The organism is Sneathiella sp. (assembly GCF_041689005.1).
Taxonomy (GTDB): Bacteria; Pseudomonadota; Alphaproteobacteria; order Sneathiellales; family Sneathiellaceae; genus Sneathiella.
The window spans coordinates 24,841-45,823 of record NZ_JBDNHC010000145.1; the positions used below are offsets into that span (position 1 = coordinate 24,841).

A 20,983-nucleotide genomic window follows, 5' to 3' on the forward strand; every position below is an offset into this window, starting at 1 on the left:
CTTACTGTCCACCCGCGAAGAAAAAATAAGAAACAAACCCTGCCACGCCCAGCAATATGGCAAAGGCATAATGATATAGATACCCACTTTGCAGCTGCGACGCCCGGCGGGCCAATACTACAACCTGTCCCGAGATTCCATCCGGCCCCAGCCCGTCGATGATTTTACCATCACCCACGGTCCAGAGAAATTTCCCGATCGCCTTTGCCGGCCGCACGAAGATGAAGTCATACAGCTCGTCAAAGTACCATTTGTTGAGCAGGAACTGGTAAAGAGCCGAATGTGTTTTCGCCAGGGCCGCTGGAATATCGGTCCGCCGGATGTACATCTGATAGGTCAGCGCAAAGCCGACAACACCAACGACCAGCGGCGACAGCTTGACTCAGAGCGGCACATGATGGGAGTCCAGCATCGCAATATCGTTCCCCAGCATCAGGATTGAGGCGCCCCAGAAGTCCTTGTAGTCCTCACCGGTCATGGGCCCGACAAACAGCATACCGGCGAAAACCGCGCCAAGTGCCAGAACGCCAAGGGGTATAAGCATTATCTTCGGGCTTTCGTGAACATGCGCCATAACCTCCGCGCTTGCCCGCGGCTTGCCGTGGAAGGTCATGAAAATCAGCCGACCGGAATAAAATGCCGTCAGCAAGGCCGCGATAACCCCGGCCCAGAACGCATATTCACCAACGGGCGTTCCAGCGGCGAAGGCACTCTCGATGATCAAATCCTTCGAATAATATCCGGCGAACAGGGGAATACCCGCAAGCGCAAGCGAGCCAATCCACATCATCGCATAGGTCACCTTGATATGACGCCACAAGCCGCCCATCTTGCGCATGTCCTGCTCATCTGACACGGCATGGATAACCGAACCCGCCCCAAGGAACAACAATGCCTTGAAGAAGGCATGGGTGAAAAGATGGAAGATCGCGGCCGGGTAGGCACCGATGCCAAGGGCAAAGAACATGTAGCCGAGTTGCGAGCAGGTGGAATAGGCAATCACGCGCTTGATATCATTCTGAACCAGACCGATGGTCGCCGCGAAAAAGCAGGTGGTCGCGCCAACGACCGTCACCACCATCAAGGCGACCGGCGCATATTCGAAAATTGGCGAGCAGCGGGCGACCATGAACACACCCGCAGTCACCATCGTCGCCGCATGGATCAGGGCCGAGACCGGTGTCGGGCCCTCCATTGCATCCGGAAGCCAGGTATGCAGTCCAATCTGTGCCGACTTGCCCATGGCGCCGACGAACAACAGCAGACAAATAGTTGTCAGGATATCAATCTGGTAGCCCAGAAATTCAAAGGTTTTTCCGGCCTGTTCCGGCGCCGCAGCGAACACATCGGTGAAGCTTACGGAATTAAACACCAGGAATATAGCCATGATGCCGAGGGCAAAGCCGAAGTCGCCCACCCGGTTGACCACGAAGGCCTTGATGGCCGCTGCATTGGCCGACGGCCGGTCATACCAGAAACCGATGAGCAGATAACTCGCGAGGCCCACCCCTACCCAGCCAAAATACAGCTGCACGAAATTATCCGAGGTCACCAGCATCAGCATGGCAAAGGTAAACAGTGACAGATAGGCCATGAACCGCGGCTTGTTCGGGTCATGCGACATGTAGCCAACTGAATAGACATGAACAACCGCGGAGACCGTATTGACGACGACCAGCATCACGGCGGTCAGGCTGTCAATCTTGAGGGCCCAGGTGACGTCAAAATCGCCAGAATTAACCCAGGTGAACAGCTCAACCGTTTCGGTAGTCTGCAGGAACGCAATCTCATAGAGCGCGAGCCACGAGAGGATGGCGCTGATAATTACCGCGGTGCAGGTAACGATCTGGCTGCCACGATCCCCCAGTGACTTGCGGAAAAAGCCTGTGATCAGCGCCGCGCCAAGCGGCAGAAAAACGATGAGGACGTACATCATGATACCGCCTTAACCCTTCATATGATGAATGTCCTCGACCGCGATCGTGCCGCGGTTTCGGAAATAAACAACAAGAATCGCGAGCCCGATCGCCGCTTCCCCAGCGGCGACGGTGAGCACAAAAAGCGCAAAAACCTGACCGACCAGGTTTCCAAGAAACGCGGAAAAGGCAATCAGGTTGATATTAACGGCAAGCAATATCAGCTCTACCGACATGAGAATGACAATGACATTTTTCCGGTTGAGGAAAATACCAAAAATACCGAGGGTCAGCAGGATTGCGGACACTGTCAGGTAATGTGCAAGACCAATTTCCATAAAATTCCCCCTATACTCCCTGTCCTGGCTCGACTTTACGAACCGCCATGGAGTCTTCCGGCCGCCGGCCTGTCTGGCTGGCGACGCTCTGTTTGCGGACCCCCGGACGATGACGGAGGGTGAGGACAATCGCGCCGATCATCGCCACCAGCAAGATCATGCCAGCGGTCTGGAACAGGAAGGCGTAATCCGTGTAAATGATTGCGCCTAGCTGCTCCGTATTGGTAACGTTGGAAACTGCAGGCCCCGCCCCCGCCGCCAGCTTTAGCGCCTCGGGAGACAAGGTCCAGCCGCTAACCACCAAAATCAATTCGATCAGTAGGATAATGCCGACCAATCCCCCAATCGGCAAATATTGTAAAAAACCCTGCCGGAGTTCAGCAAAGTTGATATCCAGCATCATCACCACAAACAGGAACAGGACAGCAACCGCGCCGACATATACCACCACCAGGATCATCGCCAGGAATTCAGCCCCGAGCAGAACGAACAACGCTGCCGAATTGAAAAAGGCAAGAATCAGGTAAAGAACGGAATGCACCGGGTTCTTTGCCGCAATCACCATAAAGGCCGACGCAATCGTCATGGCGGCAAATAGATAGAAGGCAATCGTCGAAATAATCATCGCATCCATCTTTCGGTCAACATCAGGTCCGTCAATATCATGGGCTTCACACTCATCTTCCGCATTTATCTGTAAGGCGCATCAGCAATCAGGTTCTGTACTATTTCCTGTTCCCACCGATCGCCGTTATCAAGCAGTTTCTGCTTGTCATAGAAAAGCTCTTCCCGGGTCTCCGTCGCAAATTCAAAGTTGGGTCCCTGAACAATCGCATCCACAGGGCAGGCCTCCTGGCAGAAGCCGCAATAAATGCATTTAGTCATGTCGATGTCATAGCGCGTGGTCCGCCGGCTGCCATCTGCGCGGGGTTCCGCCTCGATGGTTATAGCGAGTGCGGGACAGGCCGCCTCACACAGCTTACAGGCAATGCAGCGTTCTTCTCCGTTGGGATACCGCCGCAACACATGCTCACCGCGAAACCGCGGGCTGAGCGGTCCCTTTTCGTAAGGATAATTGATCGTCGCCTTGGTCTTGAACATATAGCGAAAGGTCGTTGCCAAGCCGGTAACGATCTCCACCAGGAGCAGACTACGTGCGTGTCTATCAATAAAGCCCATGTCGAAACAGCCTTTTATCCATTCTCATTTTTCAGGACAGCCGTGCATTCACGCGCGCCGCCTAACTACTTTCTTATGCCGGGACCTTGTCAAAATAAACAAGAAATCCCGCCGTCAACACCACCCAGATCAGCGAAAAGGGCAGAAACACCTTCCAGCCGAGACGCATCAGCTGATCATATCGGTAGCGCGGTAACGTCGCCCGCACCCAGATGAAAACAAATAACAACACCGCGATCTTGATTCCGAACCAGACGATGCCGGGGATCCAGGTAAATATAGCGATATCTGCGGGCGGCAGCCAGCCGCCCAGAAACAGCACCGTGCAAATCCCGCTCATCAGGATCATATTGGCATATTCACCAAGGAAGAAGAGCGCAAAGGCCATTGACGAATATTCCGTCTGGTACCCGGCCACCAGTTCCGCCTCAGCTTCCGGCAGGTCGAACGGAAGCCGGTTAGTTTCCGCGAGCATCGAGACGAAGAAAATGATGAACATCGGAAATAACGGAACGAACCACCAGTTCAACAGTCCAAGGTCGCCTTTTTGCGACAGGACAATACCCGACATATTCAGCGTTCCCGCGCAGAGCAGTACCGTGACGATCACGAAGCCTATGGAGACTTCGTAGGAGACCATCTGCGCCGCAGAGCGGAGCGCCCCCAGAAACGGATAGCGGGAGTTGGAAGCCCATCCGGCCACGATAATCCCGTAAACCCCGAGGGAGGAAACGGCGAAAAGATACAATATGCCGACGTTGATGTCTGACAGGACCATACCCTCGCCGAACGGAATCACCGCCCAGGCAATCAGGCTGAGGATAAAGGTCAACATCGGCGCCAGCAGGAACAGCACCTTGTTCGCACCGGAGGGAACAACGGTCTCTTTAAAAAACAGTTTTGCCCCGTCGGCAATGGGCTGCAACAGTCCAAACGGGCCAACCACATTCGGGCCCTTGCGCAGCTGCATTACGGCCATGACCTTGCGCTCATACAGGGTCAGGTAGGCAACAGCAACCAGCAGGGGAACGACAATCAGCAGGATCTTGCCAATGATTATCAAGGCCGGGAGAAGATAAATATCCCAAAACTCAACCATTTGTACCAGTTCCCTCGCTTTTTACCTTAGAAAATGTCGCGCTGCATTCCGCCATAATCCGGCTTGATCGGGAAATCGGATTGGTCAGGTAATAATTTGTAATCGGATTGACGAAGCCTGCGTCTTCATCCAGCGTGCCTTCCGTGCCGAACGCGGCCCAGGGGGCAGATGTGACAACATCGATATCGGCCAGATGCGGGGCCGCTTCCACCATCTTTTCGCGCAGTTCAAGCAATGTATTATAGGGAAGCGTTTTCCCAATTTTCTCGGACAGCGCCCGGAGAATAGTCCAGTCTTCGCGTGCTTCACCGGGGGGGAAGATCGCCCGGCGGCCCAGTTGCGGCCGGCCTTCCGTATTCACCCAGATGGCATCCTTTTCCGTATAGGCCGCGCCCGGCAGGATGACATCCGCCGCCGTAGCCCCGGCATCGCCATGGCTTCCCTGATAGATGACGAAACTGGTCGCAAGCTTCGAGGTGTCAATCTCATCGGCGCCAAGCAGGAACAGGACCTCAAGGCTGTCGTCCAGCATCTCGATCGTTGTCTTGCCGTTTTCCCCGGGCGTCAGTCCCAGATCAAGCCCGGCAACCCGCGCGGCCGCGGTATGCAGAACGTTGAACCCGTTCCAGTCTTCCGATATCAATCCAAAGTCATCCGCAATTTTCTTCGCCGTTGCCAGAACGGCAGCGCCATCGGGCCGCGACAGCGCGCCCTGCCCGACGATAATCATCGGACGCTTGGCTTTCTTGAAGATTTTGGCAAAGGAATGCTTGCCGTCCGCCATCTCGGCAAGCGTTGCCGGGCCCGCGCCGAGATAATCATGAGTGTAGCCGAGATCGACCTGCTCGCCAATAAGGGCAATCGGGAAGTCTCCCATTTTCCAGCGTTTACGAATACGTGCATTGATCAGCGCCGCTTCATGACGGGGATTGCTGCCGATAATTAACAGGGCATCTGCCTCTTCTATTCCGGCAATGGTGCTGTTGAACAGATAGGCACTGCGGCTTTCCGTGGAGAGCGCTGCGCCGTCCTGACGGCAATCAATATTTGGCGAGCCCAGGAGATCCATCAGGTCTTTCAGTGCCTTCTGGCTTTCCGCGCAAACAAGATCGCCGGCAATGGCACCGATCTTCGCACCATCCAGTCCATCGAGTTTGGCGGCAATCGCGTCAAAGGCCTCGTTCCAGCCAACCGGCTGCAAAGTTCCCTCTTTACGGAGATAGGGGGTATCAAGGCGCTGGGTTTTCAGGCCGTCATAGGAAAAGCGCGACCGGTCCGCAAGCCATTCCTCATTTATATCCTCGTTCAGGCGCGGCAGGATACGCATCACTTCCTGACTGCGGCTGTCAACGCGGATATTGGCGCCAACCGCATCGAGGGCATCGATGCTTTCCGTCTTGGACAGCTCCCACGGACGGGCCGAGAAGGCGTAAGGCTTGGATGTCAGCGCGCCAACCGGACACAGGTCAATAATATTTCCGGATAATTCACTATCGAGCGCCTGCTCAAGATAGGTAGTGATTTCCATGTTCTCACCGCGATTTATCGCTCCAAGGTCCTCGACCCCGGCAACTTCGGTCGCGAAGCGGATACAACGGGTGCAGTGAATGCAGCGCGTCATCGACGTCTTGATCAGCGGTCCCATGTTCTTTTCAACAACCGACCGCTTCATCTCATGATAGCGGCTGACACCAGATCCATAGGCCATGGACTGGTCCTGCAAATCGCATTCCCCGCCCTGATCGCAGATCGGGCAATCCAGCGGATGGTTGATCAGCAGGAATTCCATAGCGCCTTCACGGCCCTGACGGACTTTTTCAGTGTTGGTATGGATAACCATGCCATCCCCCGCCGGCATGGCGCAGGAAGCAATCAGTTTCGGGGCCTTTTCCATTTCGACAAGGCACATCCGGCAGTTCCCGGCAATTGACAGCCGCTCGTGATAGCAAAACCGCGGAATTTCCGCCCCCGCCTCTTCACAAGCCTGCAGAACCGTTGTTCCCGGATCAACTGAAACTTCTACCCCATCTACTGTCAGTGTTGGCATAATTCGCTCCCCGCGTAAAGCCGCCCTCAGGCTGCCTTGACGGCCTTCCGTGATTTAATTCGATCCTCGATAACCGGGCGGAAATGCCGCACCAATCCCTGAATTGGCCAGGCCGCCGCGTCCCCGAGGGCGCAAATGGTATGACCTTCAATCCGCTTCGATACATTAATCAGCATGTCGATTTCAGCAATTTCAGCTTCTCCCGACACAAGCCGCTGCATCACCCGCCACATCCAGCCGGTCCCCTCCCGACAGGGAGTGCATTGACCGCAGCTTTCATGCTTGTAGAAATGCGACAGCCGCTCGATCGCCCGGATCACATCCGTCGATTTATCCATGACAATCACCGCCGCCGTGCCGAGGCCGCTCTGCACATCGCGCAGGCTGTCAAAATCCATCAGGATATCATCGCATATGCTTTTGGGCAGCAATGGCACCGACGAGCCACCCGGGATGATGGCCAGCAGATTGTCCCAGCCGCCGCGCACGCCACCAGCATGCTTCTCGATCAGCTCACGCAGCGGAATGCCCATTTCCTCTTCGACATTACAGGGGTTGTTCACATGCCCCGAAATGCAGAAAAGCTTGGTGCCGGTATTGTTGGGCCGCCCGAGACCGGAGAACCAACCCTCGCCGCGGCGCAGGATTTCCGGCGCAACCGCAATACTCTCGACATTATTGACTGTGGATGGACACCCCCAAACGCCAACATTGGCCGGGAACGGCGGTTTCAGCCGCGGCTGGCCCTTGTTGCCCTCCAGGCTTTCAATCAGCGCCGTTTCCTCGCCGCAGATATAGGCACCGGCACCGCGATGCAGGTAAATATCAAAGTTATACCCGGAACCTGAGGCATTTTTGCCGATCAGGCCGTCGTCATAGGCTTCCTTGATGGCAATCTCCAGATTGATCGCCTCCTGAACGAATTCGCCACGAATATAGATATAGGCGGCAATGGCACGCATGGCGAAGCCCGCAACCAGACATCCCTCCAAAAGGCGATGGGGATCAAAGCGCATGATCTCCCGGTCCTTGCAGGTGCCCGGCTCGGATTCGTCCGCATTGACCACCAGATAGCTGGGGCGGCCGTCAGATTCTTTCGGCATGAACGACCATTTGAGGCCCGTCGGGAACCCAGCCCCGCCCCGGCCACGCAACCCGCTCTCCTTCATCGCGCCGATGATACCATCCTCCCCCATCTCGATGAGGGCCTTGGTGTTATCCCATATCCCACGGCTTTTCGCGCCAGCGAGCTTCCAGTCGTGAATGCCGTATAAGTTGGTGAAAATCCGGTCCTGATCTTTCAGCATCACGCGCCCTCCGTCTTTTCAAGAAGCGTCTTTGGTCCGCCTTCCGGTGCGGAATTGATGCGATCGATCTGCGGGCCTTTGGGCGGGATCTCTCCCTCGGCGAGTTTATCCAGAACAGCCTCAAAATTCTCAGCGGTCAGGTCTTCGTAAAAATCGTCATTGATCTGCACGACCGGGGCATTAACGCAGGCGCCCAGACATTCGACTTCAAGCAGGCTGAACTTGCCGTCCTCCGTCGTCTCGCCGTTGGAAATCCCGAGCTTAGTCCGGCACACTGCCTCCAGATCGTCACTGCCGCGCAGCCAGCATGGCGTCGTCCGGCAGAGCTGCAGGAAATACTTACCCACGGGCTTCAGATTATACATTGTATAGAAGGTCGCGACTTCCAGCACCCGCATATAGGATATGTCCAGAAACTTACCCACATATTCAAGCGCTTCGCGGGACAACCAGTTTTCGTTCTGGCGCTGTGCCAAATCCAGAAGCGGCATCACCGCACTTTGCTGGCGGCCTTTGGGGTATCTGGCAATGAAGCTTTTTGCCTTTTTAACATTCTCAGGCGTAAACTCGAAGGCCTTACCTGTCTCAATCACCTGACTCACCGGTCCACCTCACCAAAAACGATATCCAAACTCCCCAGAATGGCCGATGCATCGGCCAGCATATGGCCCTTGGTCAGAAAATCCATTCCCTGTAAATGGGCAAATCCCGGCGCCCGTATCTTGCAGCGATAAGGCTTGTTCGATCCATCCGACACCAGATAGACGCCGAACTCTCCTTTTGGGGCCTCCACCGCCGTGTAGGTCTCTCCCGCGGGAACTTTAACGCCTTCGGTATAATGTTTGAAATGATTGATCAGCGCTTCCATGGAAGTCTTCATTTCAGCCCGGCGCGGCGGCGCGACCTTCGGATCGGTCGAGATGACCGGGCCTGGCTTTATCTGGTCAAGGCATTGCTCCATAATCCGTAACGACTGGCGCATTTCCTCCATCCGCATGAGATAGCGATCGAAGCAATCGCCGTTGAGCCCGACCGGAATATCGAAATCCATCCGGTCATAGACGTCATAGGGCTGGCTTTTGCGTAAATCCCAGGCAAGTCCAGTGGAGCGGAGCATGACACCAGAAAAACCCCATGCCATCGCCTCCTCCTGGGTGACAACCCCAATATCGACGTTGCGCTGCTTGAAAATCCGGTTCTCCGTAAGCAATTCCTCGATATCCGCAATTACGGCCGGAAAGCTTTTGACGAAGGCACGGATATCCCGCTCCAGCTCAGGCGTCATATCCTGATGGACACCGCCGATCCGGAAATAAGCGGCATGCATCCGCGCACCGCTCACCCGTTCGTAAAACTCCATCAGTGTTTCCCGCTCGACAAAGCCCCAAAGCATTGGCGTGACCGCACCGACATCCATCGCCTGAGCGCAGACGTTCATGATGTGATTGAGGACCCGCGAGATTTCCGAGAACAGGACGCGAATATACTGCGCCCGCTCCGGCACCTCACAGCCCAGCAGCTTTTCCGCTGCCAGCACAAACGCATGCTCCTGATTCAGGGGCGCCACATAGTCAAGGCGGTCGAAATAGGGCATTGCCTGTAGATATGTCTTATGTTCGATCAGTTTTTCGGTGCCGCGATGCAGCAGGCCGATATGCGGGTCGATCCGCTCGACGATTTCCCCGTCGAGTTCCATCACCAGCCGGAGCACGCCATGGGCCGCCGGATGCTGTGGACCGAAATTGAGCGTATAATTCTTGATCTGGATTTCTGCCATCAGCTCTGCCCTTCGGCCTTTTCATCGCCCGGAAGGACATACTCAGTTCCCTCCCACGGACTCTCAAAATCGAATTTGCGAAATTCCTGGGTCAAATTGACCGGCTCATACATCACCCGCTTTTCATCTTCGCTATAGCGCTGCTCGACATAGCCGGTGAGCGGAAAATCCTTCCGGAGCGGATGCCCCTCAAATCCGTAATCGGTCAGCATACGGCGCAGGTCCGGATGGCCCGAGAACATAATCCCATACATGTCCCAGGCTTCCCGTTCGAACCAGTTGGCGCCCGGAAACAGGGGCACCACAGAGGGCACGGGCGTCCGGGCATCCGTCTCGACCTTGACGATGATCCGCTGGTTATGTTTGAGGCTGAGGAGGTTATAAATTACGTCAAACCGTTTCAACCGCCCCGGATAATCCACACCGCAAACGTCACAGAGAACTTCAAACTTGCAGTTCGTATCATTCCGCAGGAATTCGAGCACCGTATCGATGCTCTCGGCCCGCGCGTTAATGGTCAGTTCCCCGAATGCGACGTTGATTGACAGGATTGCAGAGGAAAGTTCGCCCGCGACAAGCTCGCCCAGTTCATTTAGCGCTTTATTCATTACTTACTATCCCCTGGTTAGCGCGAGAACGTACCGGTGCGGCGAATTTTCTTCTGTAACTGGAAGACCCCGTAGATAAGAGCTTCAGCCGTCGGAGGGCATCCGGGAACATAGATATCCACCGGAACAATTCGGTCACATCCCCGGACAACCGAGTATGAATAATGGTAATAGCCACCGCCGTTGGCGCAGGACCCCATGGAGATGACATAGCGCGGCTCTGCCATCTGGTCATAAACCTTGCGAAGCGCCGGGGCCATTTTATTGGTCAGCGTGCCCGCGACAATCATCACATCGGACTGGCGGGGAGATCCCCGCGGAACGATACCAAGACGCTCCATATCGTAGCGTGGCTGCCAGGCATGCATCATCTCGACCGCGCAGCAGGCAAGCCCGAAGGTCATCGGCCAGAGAGACCCGGTCCGTGCCCAATTGGCCAGCTTGTCAACCTGGGTCACAACAAACCCGCGGTCATCAAGTTCCCCGCCCAACTGACGGAAAAAGTCGTCCTGGTTTTGAGTGGCCGGTACAGTTCCCGGCGTTACCGGATCAGGATTTACTCCCATTCCAGTGCTCCTTTCTTCCATTCATAGACAAAGCCAATTGTCAGAATCCCGAGAAAAACCATCATCGACCAGAATCCGTATAACCCTACCGCCCCAAGAGAAATCGACCAGGGAAACAGGAAGGCGACTTCCAGATCAAATATGATAAACAGGATGGCCACCAGATAAAAGCGCACATCAAACTGATTCCGGGCATCATCGAACGGCTCGAACCCGCATTCATACGGTGACAGTTTTTCTGCGTCCGGATGCTGGGCCGCAACGACAATCGACGCGATGACGATAATCGCCGAGAGGCCGACGGCCAATCCCAGAAAAATCAGAATCGGCAAATATTCTAAAAGCAAGGCTTCCATTGACGTAATTTGTCGCAGTCGTCCCGCCCCGTCAAGGGCTGGTCTGCGGCACTCCTTCCAGGCTGAAAATACAGCACGCAGTATAGGGTTGCGTTATAAGGAAGAAAACCGATTTCGCAAACAAAATTCGGCCATATTTTTGTTCACGGGGATTTTTGGGTATGGCCACAGCCATCCGGCGACAGGACTGTTCAATACAACATATTTGCGGGGAAATGGCGGGAGTGACGGGACTCGAACCCGCGGCCTCCGGCGTGACAGGCCGGCGCTCTAACCAACTGAGCTACACCCCCACTGTGAGGCCGTTTTCTATTTGACCTGCCTGCCCCTGTCAAGCAACATAAACGGATTTAGAAAAGAATTTTTCTATTCGAAATATATAATTTTCGGAAAATTCCTTACCCGCCCTCAATCCGCCCCGACCCGGGCGTATAAATGCGGATTTCTAGGCGCCGGAAATGTTAGTGGATTTTATTCAGTTTATTACGTAGATCCATTGCGCGGGTTTGAATATTAACAGGACGGCATTGCGGCCCTTGAACCAGGCTGATGAAAGGTAACGGTAAGAATCGCCGCGCGAGAGCAACTATTTATAAAACTGCATATTCCGTGCAGAAGCCAGATTTTTGGCGCTGCTCCGGCGGAATTGCCAAAACGACGGACCGCGAGAGAATAGCGGGCCGAAGACGGCTTTAAGACAAAAAAATGAAAAAATTCATGACCATCTGGTCGGGTTTGAATGGTGGGTGATGAGAGATTCGAACTCCCGACCCTCTCGGTGTAAACGAGATGCTCTAACCAGCTGAGCTAATCACCCATTTTTCAAACGAGCCCGTGTATATCAAGCTGCACCGGCAATTGAAAGATAAAAAGGGAAGCCAGATTCAAAAAAATGAATCTGGCTTCCTATTCAACCGAAAACGTTAGTTATTAAGCGTTTACGGAATCTTTTAAAGCTTTACCAGCTTTGAATTTAGGCTGCTTGGAAGCCGGAATGTTGATCGTTTCGCCAGTGCGTGGATTACGCCCTTCAGAAGCTTTCCGATCAGCAACGCTGAACGTACCGAAGCCCACGAGGCGAACTTCATCACCGCCGCTTAATGCACTGGAAACAGCTTCGAGAACCGCATCAACACTTTTCCCTGCCTCTGATTTCCCCAGACCTGAAATATCAGCTACTGCGGCAATGAGATCATTCTTATTCACTATAAGCCCCCTTCAATTTAGACTTGCACATATCTTGTCAAAGAATTCGTTAAAGACGTTGGAATACTAGTTTGTCGGTCGCCCGGGGTCAAAGGGAAAAGTGAAGATATCCCCAACTTTTCTGCGGTGTTGACTGTGTTTTCGATAAATTTTAGTGAGTTGTCACACCGTCTTCGACCTTTTGCGACCCTGAGGCTCCCGCAAGCTCTTTGGCAAGCTCTTCTGCACTCCATTCCAGCGGTACGAGCGGCTTGGTCAATGCATGTTTAAGCACCTCTGAAACCACGGAAACCGGAATAATTTCAAGACCTTCCTTAACGTTGTCAGGAATTTCCACAAGGTCCTTTTCATTATCCTTCGGGATCAGAACCGTTTTTATTCCACCACGCAAAGCGGCAAGCAGTTTTTCCTTGAGGCCACCGATGGGCAGCACCCGACCACGCAATGTCACCTCGCCGGTCATGGCAACATCTTTTCGCACCGGTATTTCCGTCAAAACCGAAATAATCGACGTTACCATTGCCACGCCTGCAGACGGTCCGTCCTTCGGGGTTGCCCCTTCCGGCACATGGACATGAATATCATGACGATCGAAATCCGTGGGCCGGACGCCCATTTCAAGACAGCGCGCCTGAACGTAACTTTTTGCCGCCTGAACGGATTCCTGCATGACATCACCGAGCTTCCCGGTGATCCGCATACGGCCCTTGCCATAGAGCTTGACCGCTTCAATCGTCAGCAGTTCGCCGCCAACTTCGGTCCAGGCAAGCCCGGTCGTAAGGCCGATCTGATCTTCTTCCTCCACTTCACCGAAGCGATGGCGCCGCACGCCGGCATAGTCCTCCAGATTATCGGAGGTAATCTTGATCGACGTGATAGCTTCATCTGTAATGATCTGCTTGACCGATTTCCGGGCCAGCTTCGCAAGTTCCCGTTCCAGGCTTCGAACACCGGCTTCACGGCAGTAATAGCGGATCAGGTCGTGAATGGCTTCATCGGTAATCGACCACTCCTTGGCTTTCAGCCCATGCGCCTTCATCTGTTTCTGAACAAGATGGCGTTTGGCGATCTCAACCTTTTCATCCTCGGTATAGCCGGAAAGATGAATAATCTCCATACGGTCACGAAGCGGCCCGGGCATGTTCAGAGAGTTTGCCGTGCAGATAAACATCACTTCCGATAGGTCAAACTCAACTTCCAGATAATGATCGGCAAAGGTCGTATTCTGTTCCGGGTCCAGCACTTCAAGCAAGGCGGATGACGGATCGCCTCGGAAATCATTTCCGAGCTTGTCAATTTCGTCAAACAAGAACAGCGGATTGCTGGACTTCGCTTTTTTCATTGACTGTACAACCTTGCCCGGCATGGAACCGATATAGGTCCGCCGGTGGCCCCGGATTTCCGCTTCATCACGAACGCCGCCCAAGGCAACGCGGACAAAGTTCCGGCCTGTCGCCCGCGCGACAGACTGACCAAGCGAGGTCTTGCCGACACCCGGAGGGCCAACCAGACACAGGATAGAGCCACGGATTTTCTTCATCCGCTGCTGAACAGCAAGATACTCGAGAATACGTTCCTTGACCTTTTCGAGGCCATAGTGATCGTCGTTCAGAATTTTTTCCGCGAGAACCAGATCCTTCTTGATACGGGTCCGCTTGTTCCAGGGAAGGCTTAATATCCAGTCGAGATAATTTCGCACGACGGTCGCCTCTGCGGACATCGGGCTCATATTCCGGAGCTTCTTCATCTCCTGATTACATTTCTCTCGCGCTTCTTTGGTCAGCTTGACCTTGGAAATTTTTTCCTCAAGCTCGCTAAGCTCATCACGACCTTCCTCACCCTCGCCGAGTTCTTTCTGAATAGCCTTCATCTGCTCGTTCAGATAATATTCGCGCTGGGTTTTCTCCATCTGCCGCTTGACCCGGCTGCGGATTTTCTTCTCGACCTGCAGAACCCCGATTTCATCTTCCATCAGAGCATAAACACGTTCAAGCCGTTCAGCCGCCGTCTCGATCTCCAGCAGTTCCTGCTTTTCCGAAATCTTCAGCGCCATATGTGAGGCCATTGTATCAGCAAGCTTTGACGGCTCATCAATCTGGTTAAGGGAGACAAGTACCTCCGGCGGGATCTTGCGGTTCAATTTAACATATTGCTCAAACTGAGCAATCACCGAGCGAGCAAGGGCTTCCAGCTCCGGCGTATCGGTATCTTTCTCTTCAATAATTTCCGCGTGAGCCTGGAAAAAATCCGGGTTCTTGATGAATTTATCGATTTTGGCGCGTTCGCCACCTTCGACGAGCACCTTCACGGTACCATCGGGCAGCTTCAACAGCTGCAACACCGACGCAATCGTGCCCACGCGGTGAATATCATCCTCGCCCGGATCGTTCTGGCTCGCATTTTTTTGCGCAACAAGAAGGATTTGCTTGTCGTCCTTCATTACATCTTCCAGCGCCCGCACAGACTTGTCCCGACCAACAAACAGTGGAACGATCATATGCGGAAAGACCACAATATCGCGAAGCGGAAGAACCGGAAAAACCTGTGTTCTGGGAGTATCAGTCATTGTATTGCCTTTTATGATCCACGGGCCGTTACCCAGTTAAAGAACGGGCGAAATTTGTGGATCCTGCCTAAAGAACTATCGAGAGAGGGGATCTCTTCCGACAAACGTCACTCACGCGCTACCTGTCGCATCGTGACGGTCAGCATATATATGGAGCGGCTGTGTACCAGCGTCAACCACGTCAGCATTAATTACGATTTCCTCAACGCCTTCCATGGCTGGCAGATCATACATGGAATCCAGAAGAATTCCCTCCATGATCGATCGCAATCCGCGGGCACCGGTTTTTCTCAAAATCGCTTTCTTGGCGATGGAAGACAGGGCATCTTCTGTAAAACTCAGATTGACATTCTCCATGTCGAAAAGCCGCTGGTACTGCTTCACCAGTGCATTCTTCGGCGATGTCAAAATCTCGATAAGGGCGGGTTCGTCGAGGTCTTCAAGTGTTGCGACAACAGGAAGCCGTCCGACAAATTCCGGGATAAGACCGAATTTCAGCAAATCTTCCGGCTCAACGTCTTTCAGTGTCTCACCAATTTTACGGTCTTCCTCCGCCTCGACGGAAGCGCCGAAACCGATGGAGGTGTCCTTGCCACGCGCGCCGATGATCTTGTCCAACCCGGCAAAGGCGCCGCCGCAGATAAACAGGATATTGGTCGTATCCACCTGCAGGAATTCCTGCTGCGGATGCTTGCGGCCACCCTGCGGAGGAACGGATGCTACCGTCCCTTCCATGATTTTCAGAAGCGCCTGTTGCACACCCTCACCCGACACATCGCGCGTGATGGAGGGATTGTCCGACTTGCGGCTGATCTTATCGACCTCGTCAATATAGACGATGCCGCGCTGCGCCCGCTCGACATTGTAATCGGCCGACTGCAGAAGTTTAAGAATTATGTTTTCGACATCCTCACCTACATATCCGGCCTCGGTCAGGGTCGTTGCGTCGGCCATGGTGAAGGGAACGTCAAGAATGCGGGCCAGCGTCTGCGCCAACAAGGTCTTGCCACAGCCCGTCGGGCCAACCAGAAGAATGTTGGATTTCGCCAATTCGACATCGGCCGGCTTGGAACTATGGTGTAGTCGCTTGTAATGGTTATGAACAGCAACTGAGAGAACCCGCTTCGCATGGAACTGGCCGATGACATAATCATCCAGAACTTTGCAGATTTCCATCGGTGTCGGGACACCGTCATTGGCTTTTACCAATGTGCTTTTGTGTTCTTCGCGTATAATATCCATGCATAGCTCAACGCATTCATCGCAGATAAACACTGTGGGTCCCGCGATCAGCTTTCTCACTTCATGCTGGCTTTTACCGCAGAAGGAGCAATACAGGGTATTTTTCGAATCTCCAGCACTCGATTTGGTCATAAAAACTCCAATAGTCCGTTCGACTTTACATATTAGCCATCGGGGTCCCGGGCGACAACAAGAATGTTTGCCCAATGTCCATCCTCGGCCACAAAATCGCCTCAAGGATATATAATATGTAAATTTGACTCAACTTTTCGTTAACAGGACGGCTTTCACACCCGATTTAAGAAAAAATTTCAGGTGTCTCCTTAAGACGTCGACATTATTTGGACTTTTTATCACCACTTTCAAGCTCAGTCGGACGTTTCGTGACAACCTCGTCGACCAGACCGAACTTAAGCGCCTCTTCAGCGGTCATGAAATTATCCCGCTCCATGGAGCGCTCGATAACATCAAGCGGCTGGCCGGTATGTTCAACATACAGCTTGTTCAACCTCGCCCGCACTTTCAGAATTTCACGAGCCTGAATCTCAATGTCGGTGGCCTGCCCCTGTGCCCCGCCGGATGGCTGGTGGATCATGATCCGTGCATTTGGCAGGCTGTAGCGTTTACCCTTTGCGCCAGCGGCCAACAGAAACGATCCCATGGAGGCCGCCTGGCCGATGCAGACGGTAGCTATATCCGGTTTGATATATTGCATCGTGTCATAAATTGCCAATCCGGCCGTCACCACACCGCCCGGAGAATTAATATACATGAAAATCGGTTTTTTCGGATTTTCTGCTTCCAAAAACAATAACTGGGCAGTGATCAGCCCCGCCATATTGTCCTGGACCTGTCCAGTCACGAAAATAATCCGTTCCTTCAACAGGCGGGAAAAAATGTCATATGACCGTTCCCCGCGGGCTGTCTGCTCCACAACCATCGGAACCAGATTATTCATATAGGTGTCGATTACATCAACCATTCTCGGCTTCCCTCAATTATCGTCTACGCTTCACGTCAGCATATATGTTCTCGGAAGACAACTTTAAATCCACAAATCCAGAATTCAGTTTATTTGTCTACCGCCGGCTTTTTTGCTGCCGCTTTTTTCGGCGCCTTTTTGGGAGCGTCCTTGGTGTCCGTTTTTTCCTTTGCCGCGGCCTTCTTCTTGGGCGCAGCCTTCTTTTTTGGCTTCTCCGCGTCCTCTTCGTCCGGATCTTTCATCAAGTCATCAACCGACACCTTATTCTCAGTGACGGTTGCAAGTTCGGCGATAAAATCGACAACCTTGTCCTCAAAAATCGGAGCGCGAAGCTGATTTTGCATTTCCGGGCGCTTCTGGAACATTTCGAAGATCATCTGTTCCTGTCCGGGATAGTTGCGGGCCTGGCTCACCATGGCCATATTCACTTCTTCCTGCGACACCTCGATATTGTTGATCCGTCCGACTTCCGCCAGCAGGAGGCCAAGCCGGACCCGGCGATCGGCAATATCCATATATTCGCTGCGCAGATCTTCCTCGGATTTATCCTGATCCTCAATTTTCTGCTCGCTCTGCTCCAGTTCTTTTTCAAACTCGGCCCAGATGCTCTCGAATTCAGTCTGCTTCATGCCGGGCGGAACTTCGAAGTCATGATTCTCGGCCAACGCGTCCAGCATGCTGCGCTTCAGAGACTGACGGGAAAGCTGTGTATATTCTTCCGTGATCTTTCCACGAACCGCTTCCTTCAGCGCCTCCAGATTTTCAAGGCCGAGCTTCTCGGCGAACGCGTCATTAATTTCCACAGGCGCCGATTCACGAACTTCGTGAACCTTGACGTCAAAAACCGCATCCTTGCCGGCCAGGTCAGGCTGGCCGTAGTTTTCGGGGAACGTCACTTTTACAGCAACCTCATCACCGGCCTTAGTGCCGACAAGCTGCCCTTCAAAGCCAGGGATAAAAGTATTGGAGCCTAGTTCAAGCTGGTGCCCCTCTGCCGCGCCGCCTTCAAAGGCAACACCATCAACCTTGCCCAGAAAATCGATCAGGAGGGCATCGCCTTCCTTGGATTTACGAGTGCCCTTGACGGCCTCAAAATTCTTCTGCTGACCAGCGATCTGCTCAAGAGCTTCGTCAACCTTGCTCTCTTCCACTTCGGCGACCATCTTGGTCAGCTTAAGCTTGGAAAAGTCCATCGGCTTGAAGTCCGGCATGATCTCGACTTCGAGCGTAAACTCAAGATCGGACCCTTCATCGAATTTGGTGATTTCAATTTTCGGCTGCTGTGCCGGACGCAGGTCATTGTCGTCCAGGGCTTTCTGACTGACTTCATTGACGGTCTGTTCAAGAACTTCACCCATTACGGATTTTCCGAACCGCTGACGGAGAATACCCATCGGCACCTTACCCGGACGAAAGCCGGGGAGTTTGATATCCGCACCGACCGTGGTCAGTCTTTCCGTAACTCTCGTATCGATCTCGGTCGCGTCAACGACAACAGTGAAATCCCGCTTAAGTCCGTCAGAGTTTGTTTGAGTAATTTGCATGAACGATCGCCCGTCAGTTTTTTATAATCATCATACGTTTCCAGACACGGTTATGTGACAGAAACGCAGGCCGCAAGGCCGTTATTTATATGGTGCGGGTGAAGGGACTCGAACCCCCACTTCGTGAGAAACTGGTACCTAAAACCAGCGCGTCTACCAATTCCGCCACACCCGCATTGCCCCTATCAGGACCGGACAGCCAAAAGCAGGCCGTCCGCCAGACAGGGAGCGGCTGTCTATAGCATAGGATTTCTTGGATTGCCTAGGGGAATTACCAATTATCAGGTCAGAAAAGTAAAAACCGCGGCATGCGGGGTATCTGTCGCCGGGGTTTCGATCGCGTCACCTTGCGAAACACGCGCGGTTTGGGCCGGGATTGCCCGTCGTCAAAGGATCAATCTGCCGATGCCGCTCAAACCGCGGCGTGAAAATCCCGAGTGAATATGGCCAGCGCGAGAACATGGGGTCCGGCGTGTTCACGATATCCGGTCCGCACGACCGTTTTTTCGTAATGCACATGCGGGATACCCTGATCATCGTCGGCAATGCGCAAGACTTTTGCCTGTTCCTGCAGACTGAGCATCATATGGCGGTAGAAGACATCGCCGCAGGCGATTGAATCGCGTATATTCTGTTTTTTAAAAAGCATGTTTTACACCCGCATATCTGTATGACATTTTCAATGGCATGTTTGGTTGTCCCTATCAATACCGGTAAATCGTAAACAAACGGTTGAAATATCTATCATATTTTACGCAGTTGCGATTTTTTTCTCCAGTCCGGCGAAAACCACCGGAATTTCCCTCTCTATATCCTCTGAAATCATCCCCGTCCCCAGCTTTCCGGCCGCCACCCCATGTATCCAGCAGCCCGCGGCAGCAGCAGAAAAAGCGGGCATGCCGCCCGAGATGAGGCCGGTGATAATTCCGGCCAGTACGTCTCCACTGCCGGCAGTGGCCAGCCACGGGGGCGCATTGTGATTTATAACCGCCTGACCGGCAGGACTGGCAATCACCGTATCCGCCCCTTTCAGCACCATGATGGCGCCGCTTTGTGCCGCCGCGGCAAGGGCCCGGTCCAGTTTTGATCCGGTAACCCCGAACACCCGCTCAAACTCCGCTTCATGCGGCGTCAGAATGCACCGCCCCTGCCGTTTCGATTTTATGAAAGAGAAAAGGGCGTCCGGGTCTTCCTTGAAAACGGTAATCGCGTCAGCGTCGAGGACGACCGTCGCCGGACTTGCAAGCGCGGCCTGTGTGAAGGCTTTCGTGCGTTCAGTGACACCGTTACCCGGTCCGATCAATATCGCACCGATCCGCCGCGCCGTGATCCAGTTGTCGAAATCCTCGACGCCACCGCAGGACGTCACCATCACGGCCTCCAGCGCACCCGCATAGACCATCAATGCCGAGGGCGGGCTGATGACAGTTACGGCCCCCGCCCCTGCCCGCAAGGCGGCCCGGGCCGCGAGACGCGCCGCGCCCGTTGCCGAGATGCCACCGCCATTGATGGCCGCATGGCCGCGACTGTATTTGTGGTCTTCCGGCTGCAACAGGGGCAGATCATCACACCAGAGGGTCACCTCATTACGGCGAACGGCGGGCTTGATGGCCCGCAAATACTGTGCCTCTATCCCGATATCAATCACCGCCAGCTCACCGCACAGGCCGCGGCCGGGATAGAGGAAATGGCCGGGCTTCGCGCGAAAGAAAGTCACCGTCAGACAGGCCGGGATCGCGTTGGCATCAATGATTCCGGTATCTCCGTTCATACCACTTGGTACATCCACGGCCACCACCGGCACGCCGGTATCCCGGATATGCAGCAGCAACGCCGAAATGCCGCTGTCGAGATAGCGGGAAAATCCGGCGCCGAAAATGGCGTCGACGGCAATATCCGCTGTCCCCACCGGGGCCTCGCTAATCGGCAGGATGGCTCCGTCCCAGCGCTCTTGCATAATGGCCGCATCCCCGGTCAGCTCTTCAGGGTCAACAGTGGACACGAGGTCAACCTGCCATCCTGCCTTTCGCAGCAAGCGGGCGACCACATAGCCATCGCCGCCATTGTTGCCGGGTCCGCAGAGAACCAGGCACCGGCCCACCGGCCATTTTTGCATTATCTGGTCGGCAACCCCCTGCCCCGCTGCCTCCATCAGCGAAACACCGGAAATGCCGCCCTCAATTGCAAGGCGGTCCACCTGATACATCTGCTCGACCGTCAAGAGTTCTGTTTCTGCTGTCATGGGATACC

Annotated in this window: 18 protein-coding genes, 3 tRNA genes and 1 pseudogene; all 22 read right to left on the minus strand. The window is 54.0% G+C overall.

All coding sequences use genetic code 11. From position 1 onward, the window contains the following. Position 1 precedes the first annotated feature (1 nt). A pseudogene (gene nuoL / locus ACESNI_RS16245) lies at positions 2-1,933 on the minus strand (NADH-quinone oxidoreductase subunit L). Between the two features lie 12 nt (positions 1,934-1,945). Beyond that, positions 1,946-2,254 (minus strand): NADH-quinone oxidoreductase subunit NuoK, encoded by a 309-nt coding sequence (gene nuoK, locus ACESNI_RS16250; RefSeq protein WP_373088905.1) that lies wholly within the window; start codon positions 2,252-2,254, stop codon positions 1,946-1,948. A 10-nt stretch (positions 2,255-2,264) separates the two neighbouring features. Further along, positions 2,265-2,879 (minus strand): NADH-quinone oxidoreductase subunit J, encoded by a 615-nt coding sequence (locus ACESNI_RS16255; RefSeq protein ID WP_373088907.1) that lies wholly within the window; start codon positions 2,877-2,879, stop codon positions 2,265-2,267. Positions 2,880-2,944: 65 nt separating this feature from the next. Further along, positions 2,945-3,433, minus strand: coding sequence for an NADH-quinone oxidoreductase subunit NuoI (nuoI, locus tag ACESNI_RS16260; protein ID WP_373088909.1), 489 nt, complete (start codon positions 3,431-3,433; stop codon positions 2,945-2,947). Positions 3,434-3,506: 73 nt separating this feature from the next. Beyond that, a complete protein-coding gene (gene nuoH, locus ACESNI_RS16265) occupies positions 3,507-4,532 on the minus strand; it encodes an NADH-quinone oxidoreductase subunit NuoH (protein WP_373088911.1) in 1,026 nt (341 codons plus the stop codon). After that, the gene (gene nuoG / locus ACESNI_RS16270) at positions 4,525-6,579 is read right to left on the minus strand and encodes an NADH-quinone oxidoreductase subunit NuoG (RefSeq protein WP_373088913.1); all 2,055 of its coding nucleotides are present in this window, start codon (positions 6,577-6,579) and stop codon (positions 4,525-4,527) included. Before nuoG ends, nuoH begins: the two co-directional genes overlap by 8 nt. Positions 6,580-6,605: 26 nt before the next feature. After that, positions 6,606-7,886, minus strand: coding sequence for an NADH-quinone oxidoreductase subunit NuoF (nuoF, locus tag ACESNI_RS16275; protein ID WP_373088915.1), 1,281 nt, complete (start codon positions 7,884-7,886; stop codon positions 6,606-6,608). After that, entirely contained in the window at positions 7,886-8,488 is a 603-nt protein-coding gene (gene nuoE / locus ACESNI_RS16280; RefSeq protein WP_373088917.1) for an NADH-quinone oxidoreductase subunit NuoE, read from the minus strand. The genes nuoF and nuoE overlap by 1 nt, the downstream gene beginning before the upstream one ends. Beyond that, the gene (locus ACESNI_RS16285) at positions 8,485-9,663 is read right to left on the minus strand and encodes an NADH-quinone oxidoreductase subunit D (RefSeq protein ID WP_373088919.1); all 1,179 of its coding nucleotides are present in this window, start codon (positions 9,661-9,663) and stop codon (positions 8,485-8,487) included. Before ACESNI_RS16285 ends, nuoE begins: the two co-directional genes overlap by 4 nt. Further along, a complete protein-coding gene (locus tag ACESNI_RS16290) occupies positions 9,663-10,271 on the minus strand; it encodes an NADH-quinone oxidoreductase subunit C (RefSeq protein WP_373088921.1) in 609 nt (202 codons plus the stop codon). The genes ACESNI_RS16285 and ACESNI_RS16290 overlap by 1 nt, the downstream gene beginning before the upstream one ends. A 17-nt stretch (positions 10,272-10,288) precedes the next feature. Next, positions 10,289-10,837: an NADH-quinone oxidoreductase subunit B family protein gene (locus ACESNI_RS16295; RefSeq protein WP_373088923.1), complete on the minus strand. Its 549-nt coding sequence runs from the start codon at positions 10,835-10,837 to the stop codon at positions 10,289-10,291. Beyond that, complete coding sequence (locus tag ACESNI_RS16300; protein WP_373088925.1) at positions 10,828-11,193, minus strand: NADH-quinone oxidoreductase subunit A; 366 nt, start codon at positions 11,191-11,193, stop codon at positions 10,828-10,830. The genes ACESNI_RS16295 and ACESNI_RS16300 overlap by 10 nt, the downstream gene beginning before the upstream one ends. 216 nt (positions 11,194-11,409) lie before the next feature. After that, positions 11,410-11,486: transfer RNA gene (locus ACESNI_RS16305), tRNA-Asp, on the minus strand. Positions 11,487-11,933: 447 nt separating this feature from the next. After that, positions 11,934-12,010, minus strand: a tRNA-Val gene (locus ACESNI_RS16310). A 113-nt stretch (positions 12,011-12,123) separates the two neighbouring features. Continuing rightward, on the minus strand, positions 12,124-12,399 hold the full coding sequence (locus ACESNI_RS16315) for an HU family DNA-binding protein (RefSeq protein ID WP_373088927.1): 276 nt from the start codon (positions 12,397-12,399) through the stop codon (positions 12,124-12,126). A gap of 151 nt (positions 12,400-12,550) precedes the next feature. Next, positions 12,551-14,965, minus strand: coding sequence for an endopeptidase La (gene lon / locus ACESNI_RS16320; protein ID WP_373088929.1), 2,415 nt, complete (start codon positions 14,963-14,965; stop codon positions 12,551-12,553). Positions 14,966-15,076: 111 nt separating this feature from the next. Further along, complete coding sequence (gene clpX, locus ACESNI_RS16325; RefSeq protein ID WP_373088931.1) at positions 15,077-16,339, minus strand: ATP-dependent Clp protease ATP-binding subunit ClpX; 1,263 nt, start codon at positions 16,337-16,339, stop codon at positions 15,077-15,079. A 205-nt stretch (positions 16,340-16,544) separates the two neighbouring features. Next, entirely contained in the window at positions 16,545-17,189 is a 645-nt protein-coding gene (gene clpP / locus ACESNI_RS16330; RefSeq protein ID WP_373088933.1) for an ATP-dependent Clp endopeptidase proteolytic subunit ClpP, read from the minus strand. Positions 17,190-17,278: 89 nt separating this feature from the next. Next, positions 17,279-18,733: a trigger factor gene (gene tig, locus ACESNI_RS16335; RefSeq protein ID WP_373088935.1), complete on the minus strand. Its 1,455-nt coding sequence runs from the start codon at positions 18,731-18,733 to the stop codon at positions 17,279-17,281. 90 nt (positions 18,734-18,823) lie between these two features. Continuing rightward, positions 18,824-18,908, minus strand: a tRNA-Leu gene (locus tag ACESNI_RS16340). A gap of 237 nt (positions 18,909-19,145) precedes the next feature. After that, positions 19,146-19,382, minus strand: coding sequence for a hypothetical protein (locus ACESNI_RS16345; protein WP_373088937.1), 237 nt, complete (start codon positions 19,380-19,382; stop codon positions 19,146-19,148). 102 nt (positions 19,383-19,484) lie between these two features. Continuing rightward, complete coding sequence (locus ACESNI_RS16350) at positions 19,485-20,975, minus strand: NAD(P)H-hydrate dehydratase (RefSeq protein ID WP_373088939.1); 1,491 nt, start codon at positions 20,973-20,975, stop codon at positions 19,485-19,487. Positions 20,976-20,983 lie beyond the last annotated feature (8 nt).

Coding starts and splice junctions, on each gene's coding strand:
- nuoG (WP_373088913.1), bottom strand. CDS start 6,579: ATGCCAACACTGACAGTAGATGGGGTAGAAGTTTCAGTTGATCCGGGA.
- ACESNI_RS16285 (WP_373088919.1), bottom strand. CDS start 9,663: ATGGCAGAAATCCAGATCAAGAATTATACGCTCAATTTCGGTCCACAG.
- clpX (WP_373088931.1), bottom strand. CDS start 16,339: ATGACCAAATCGAGTGCTGGAGATTCGAAAAATACCCTGTATTGCTCC.
- ACESNI_RS16295 (WP_373088923.1), bottom strand. CDS start 10,837: ATGGGAGTAAATCCTGATCCGGTAACGCCGGGAACTGTACCGGCCACT.
- nuoF (WP_373088915.1), bottom strand. CDS start 7,886: ATGCTGAAAGATCAGGACCGGATTTTCACCAACTTATACGGCATTCAC.
- nuoI (WP_373088909.1), bottom strand. CDS start 3,433: ATGGGCTTTATTGATAGACACGCACGTAGTCTGCTCCTGGTGGAGATC.
- ACESNI_RS16345 (WP_373088937.1), bottom strand. CDS start 19,382: ATGCTTTTTAAAAAACAGAATATACGCGATTCAATCGCCTGCGGCGAT.
- ACESNI_RS16290 (WP_373088921.1), bottom strand. CDS start 10,271: ATGAATAAAGCGCTAAATGAACTGGGCGAGCTTGTCGCGGGCGAACTT.
- tig (WP_373088935.1), bottom strand. CDS start 18,733: ATGCAAATTACTCAAACAAACTCTGACGGACTTAAGCGGGATTTCACT.
- ACESNI_RS16300 (WP_373088925.1), bottom strand. CDS start 11,193: ATGGAAGCCTTGCTTTTAGAATATTTGCCGATTCTGATTTTTCTGGGA.
- ACESNI_RS16255 (WP_373088907.1), bottom strand. CDS start 2,879: ATGATTATTTCGACGATTGCCTTCTATCTATTTGCCGCCATGACGATT.
- nuoK (WP_373088905.1), bottom strand. CDS start 2,254: ATGGAAATTGGTCTTGCACATTACCTGACAGTGTCCGCAATCCTGCTG.
- nuoH (WP_373088911.1), bottom strand. CDS start 4,532: ATGGTTGAGTTTTGGGATATTTATCTTCTCCCGGCCTTGATAATCATT.
- ACESNI_RS16350 (WP_373088939.1), bottom strand. CDS start 20,975: ATGACAGCAGAAACAGAACTCTTGACGGTCGAGCAGATGTATCAGGTG.
- lon (WP_373088929.1), bottom strand. CDS start 14,965: ATGACTGATACTCCCAGAACACAGGTTTTTCCGGTTCTTCCGCTTCGC.
- clpP (WP_373088933.1), bottom strand. CDS start 17,189: ATGGTTGATGTAATCGACACCTATATGAATAATCTGGTTCCGATGGTT.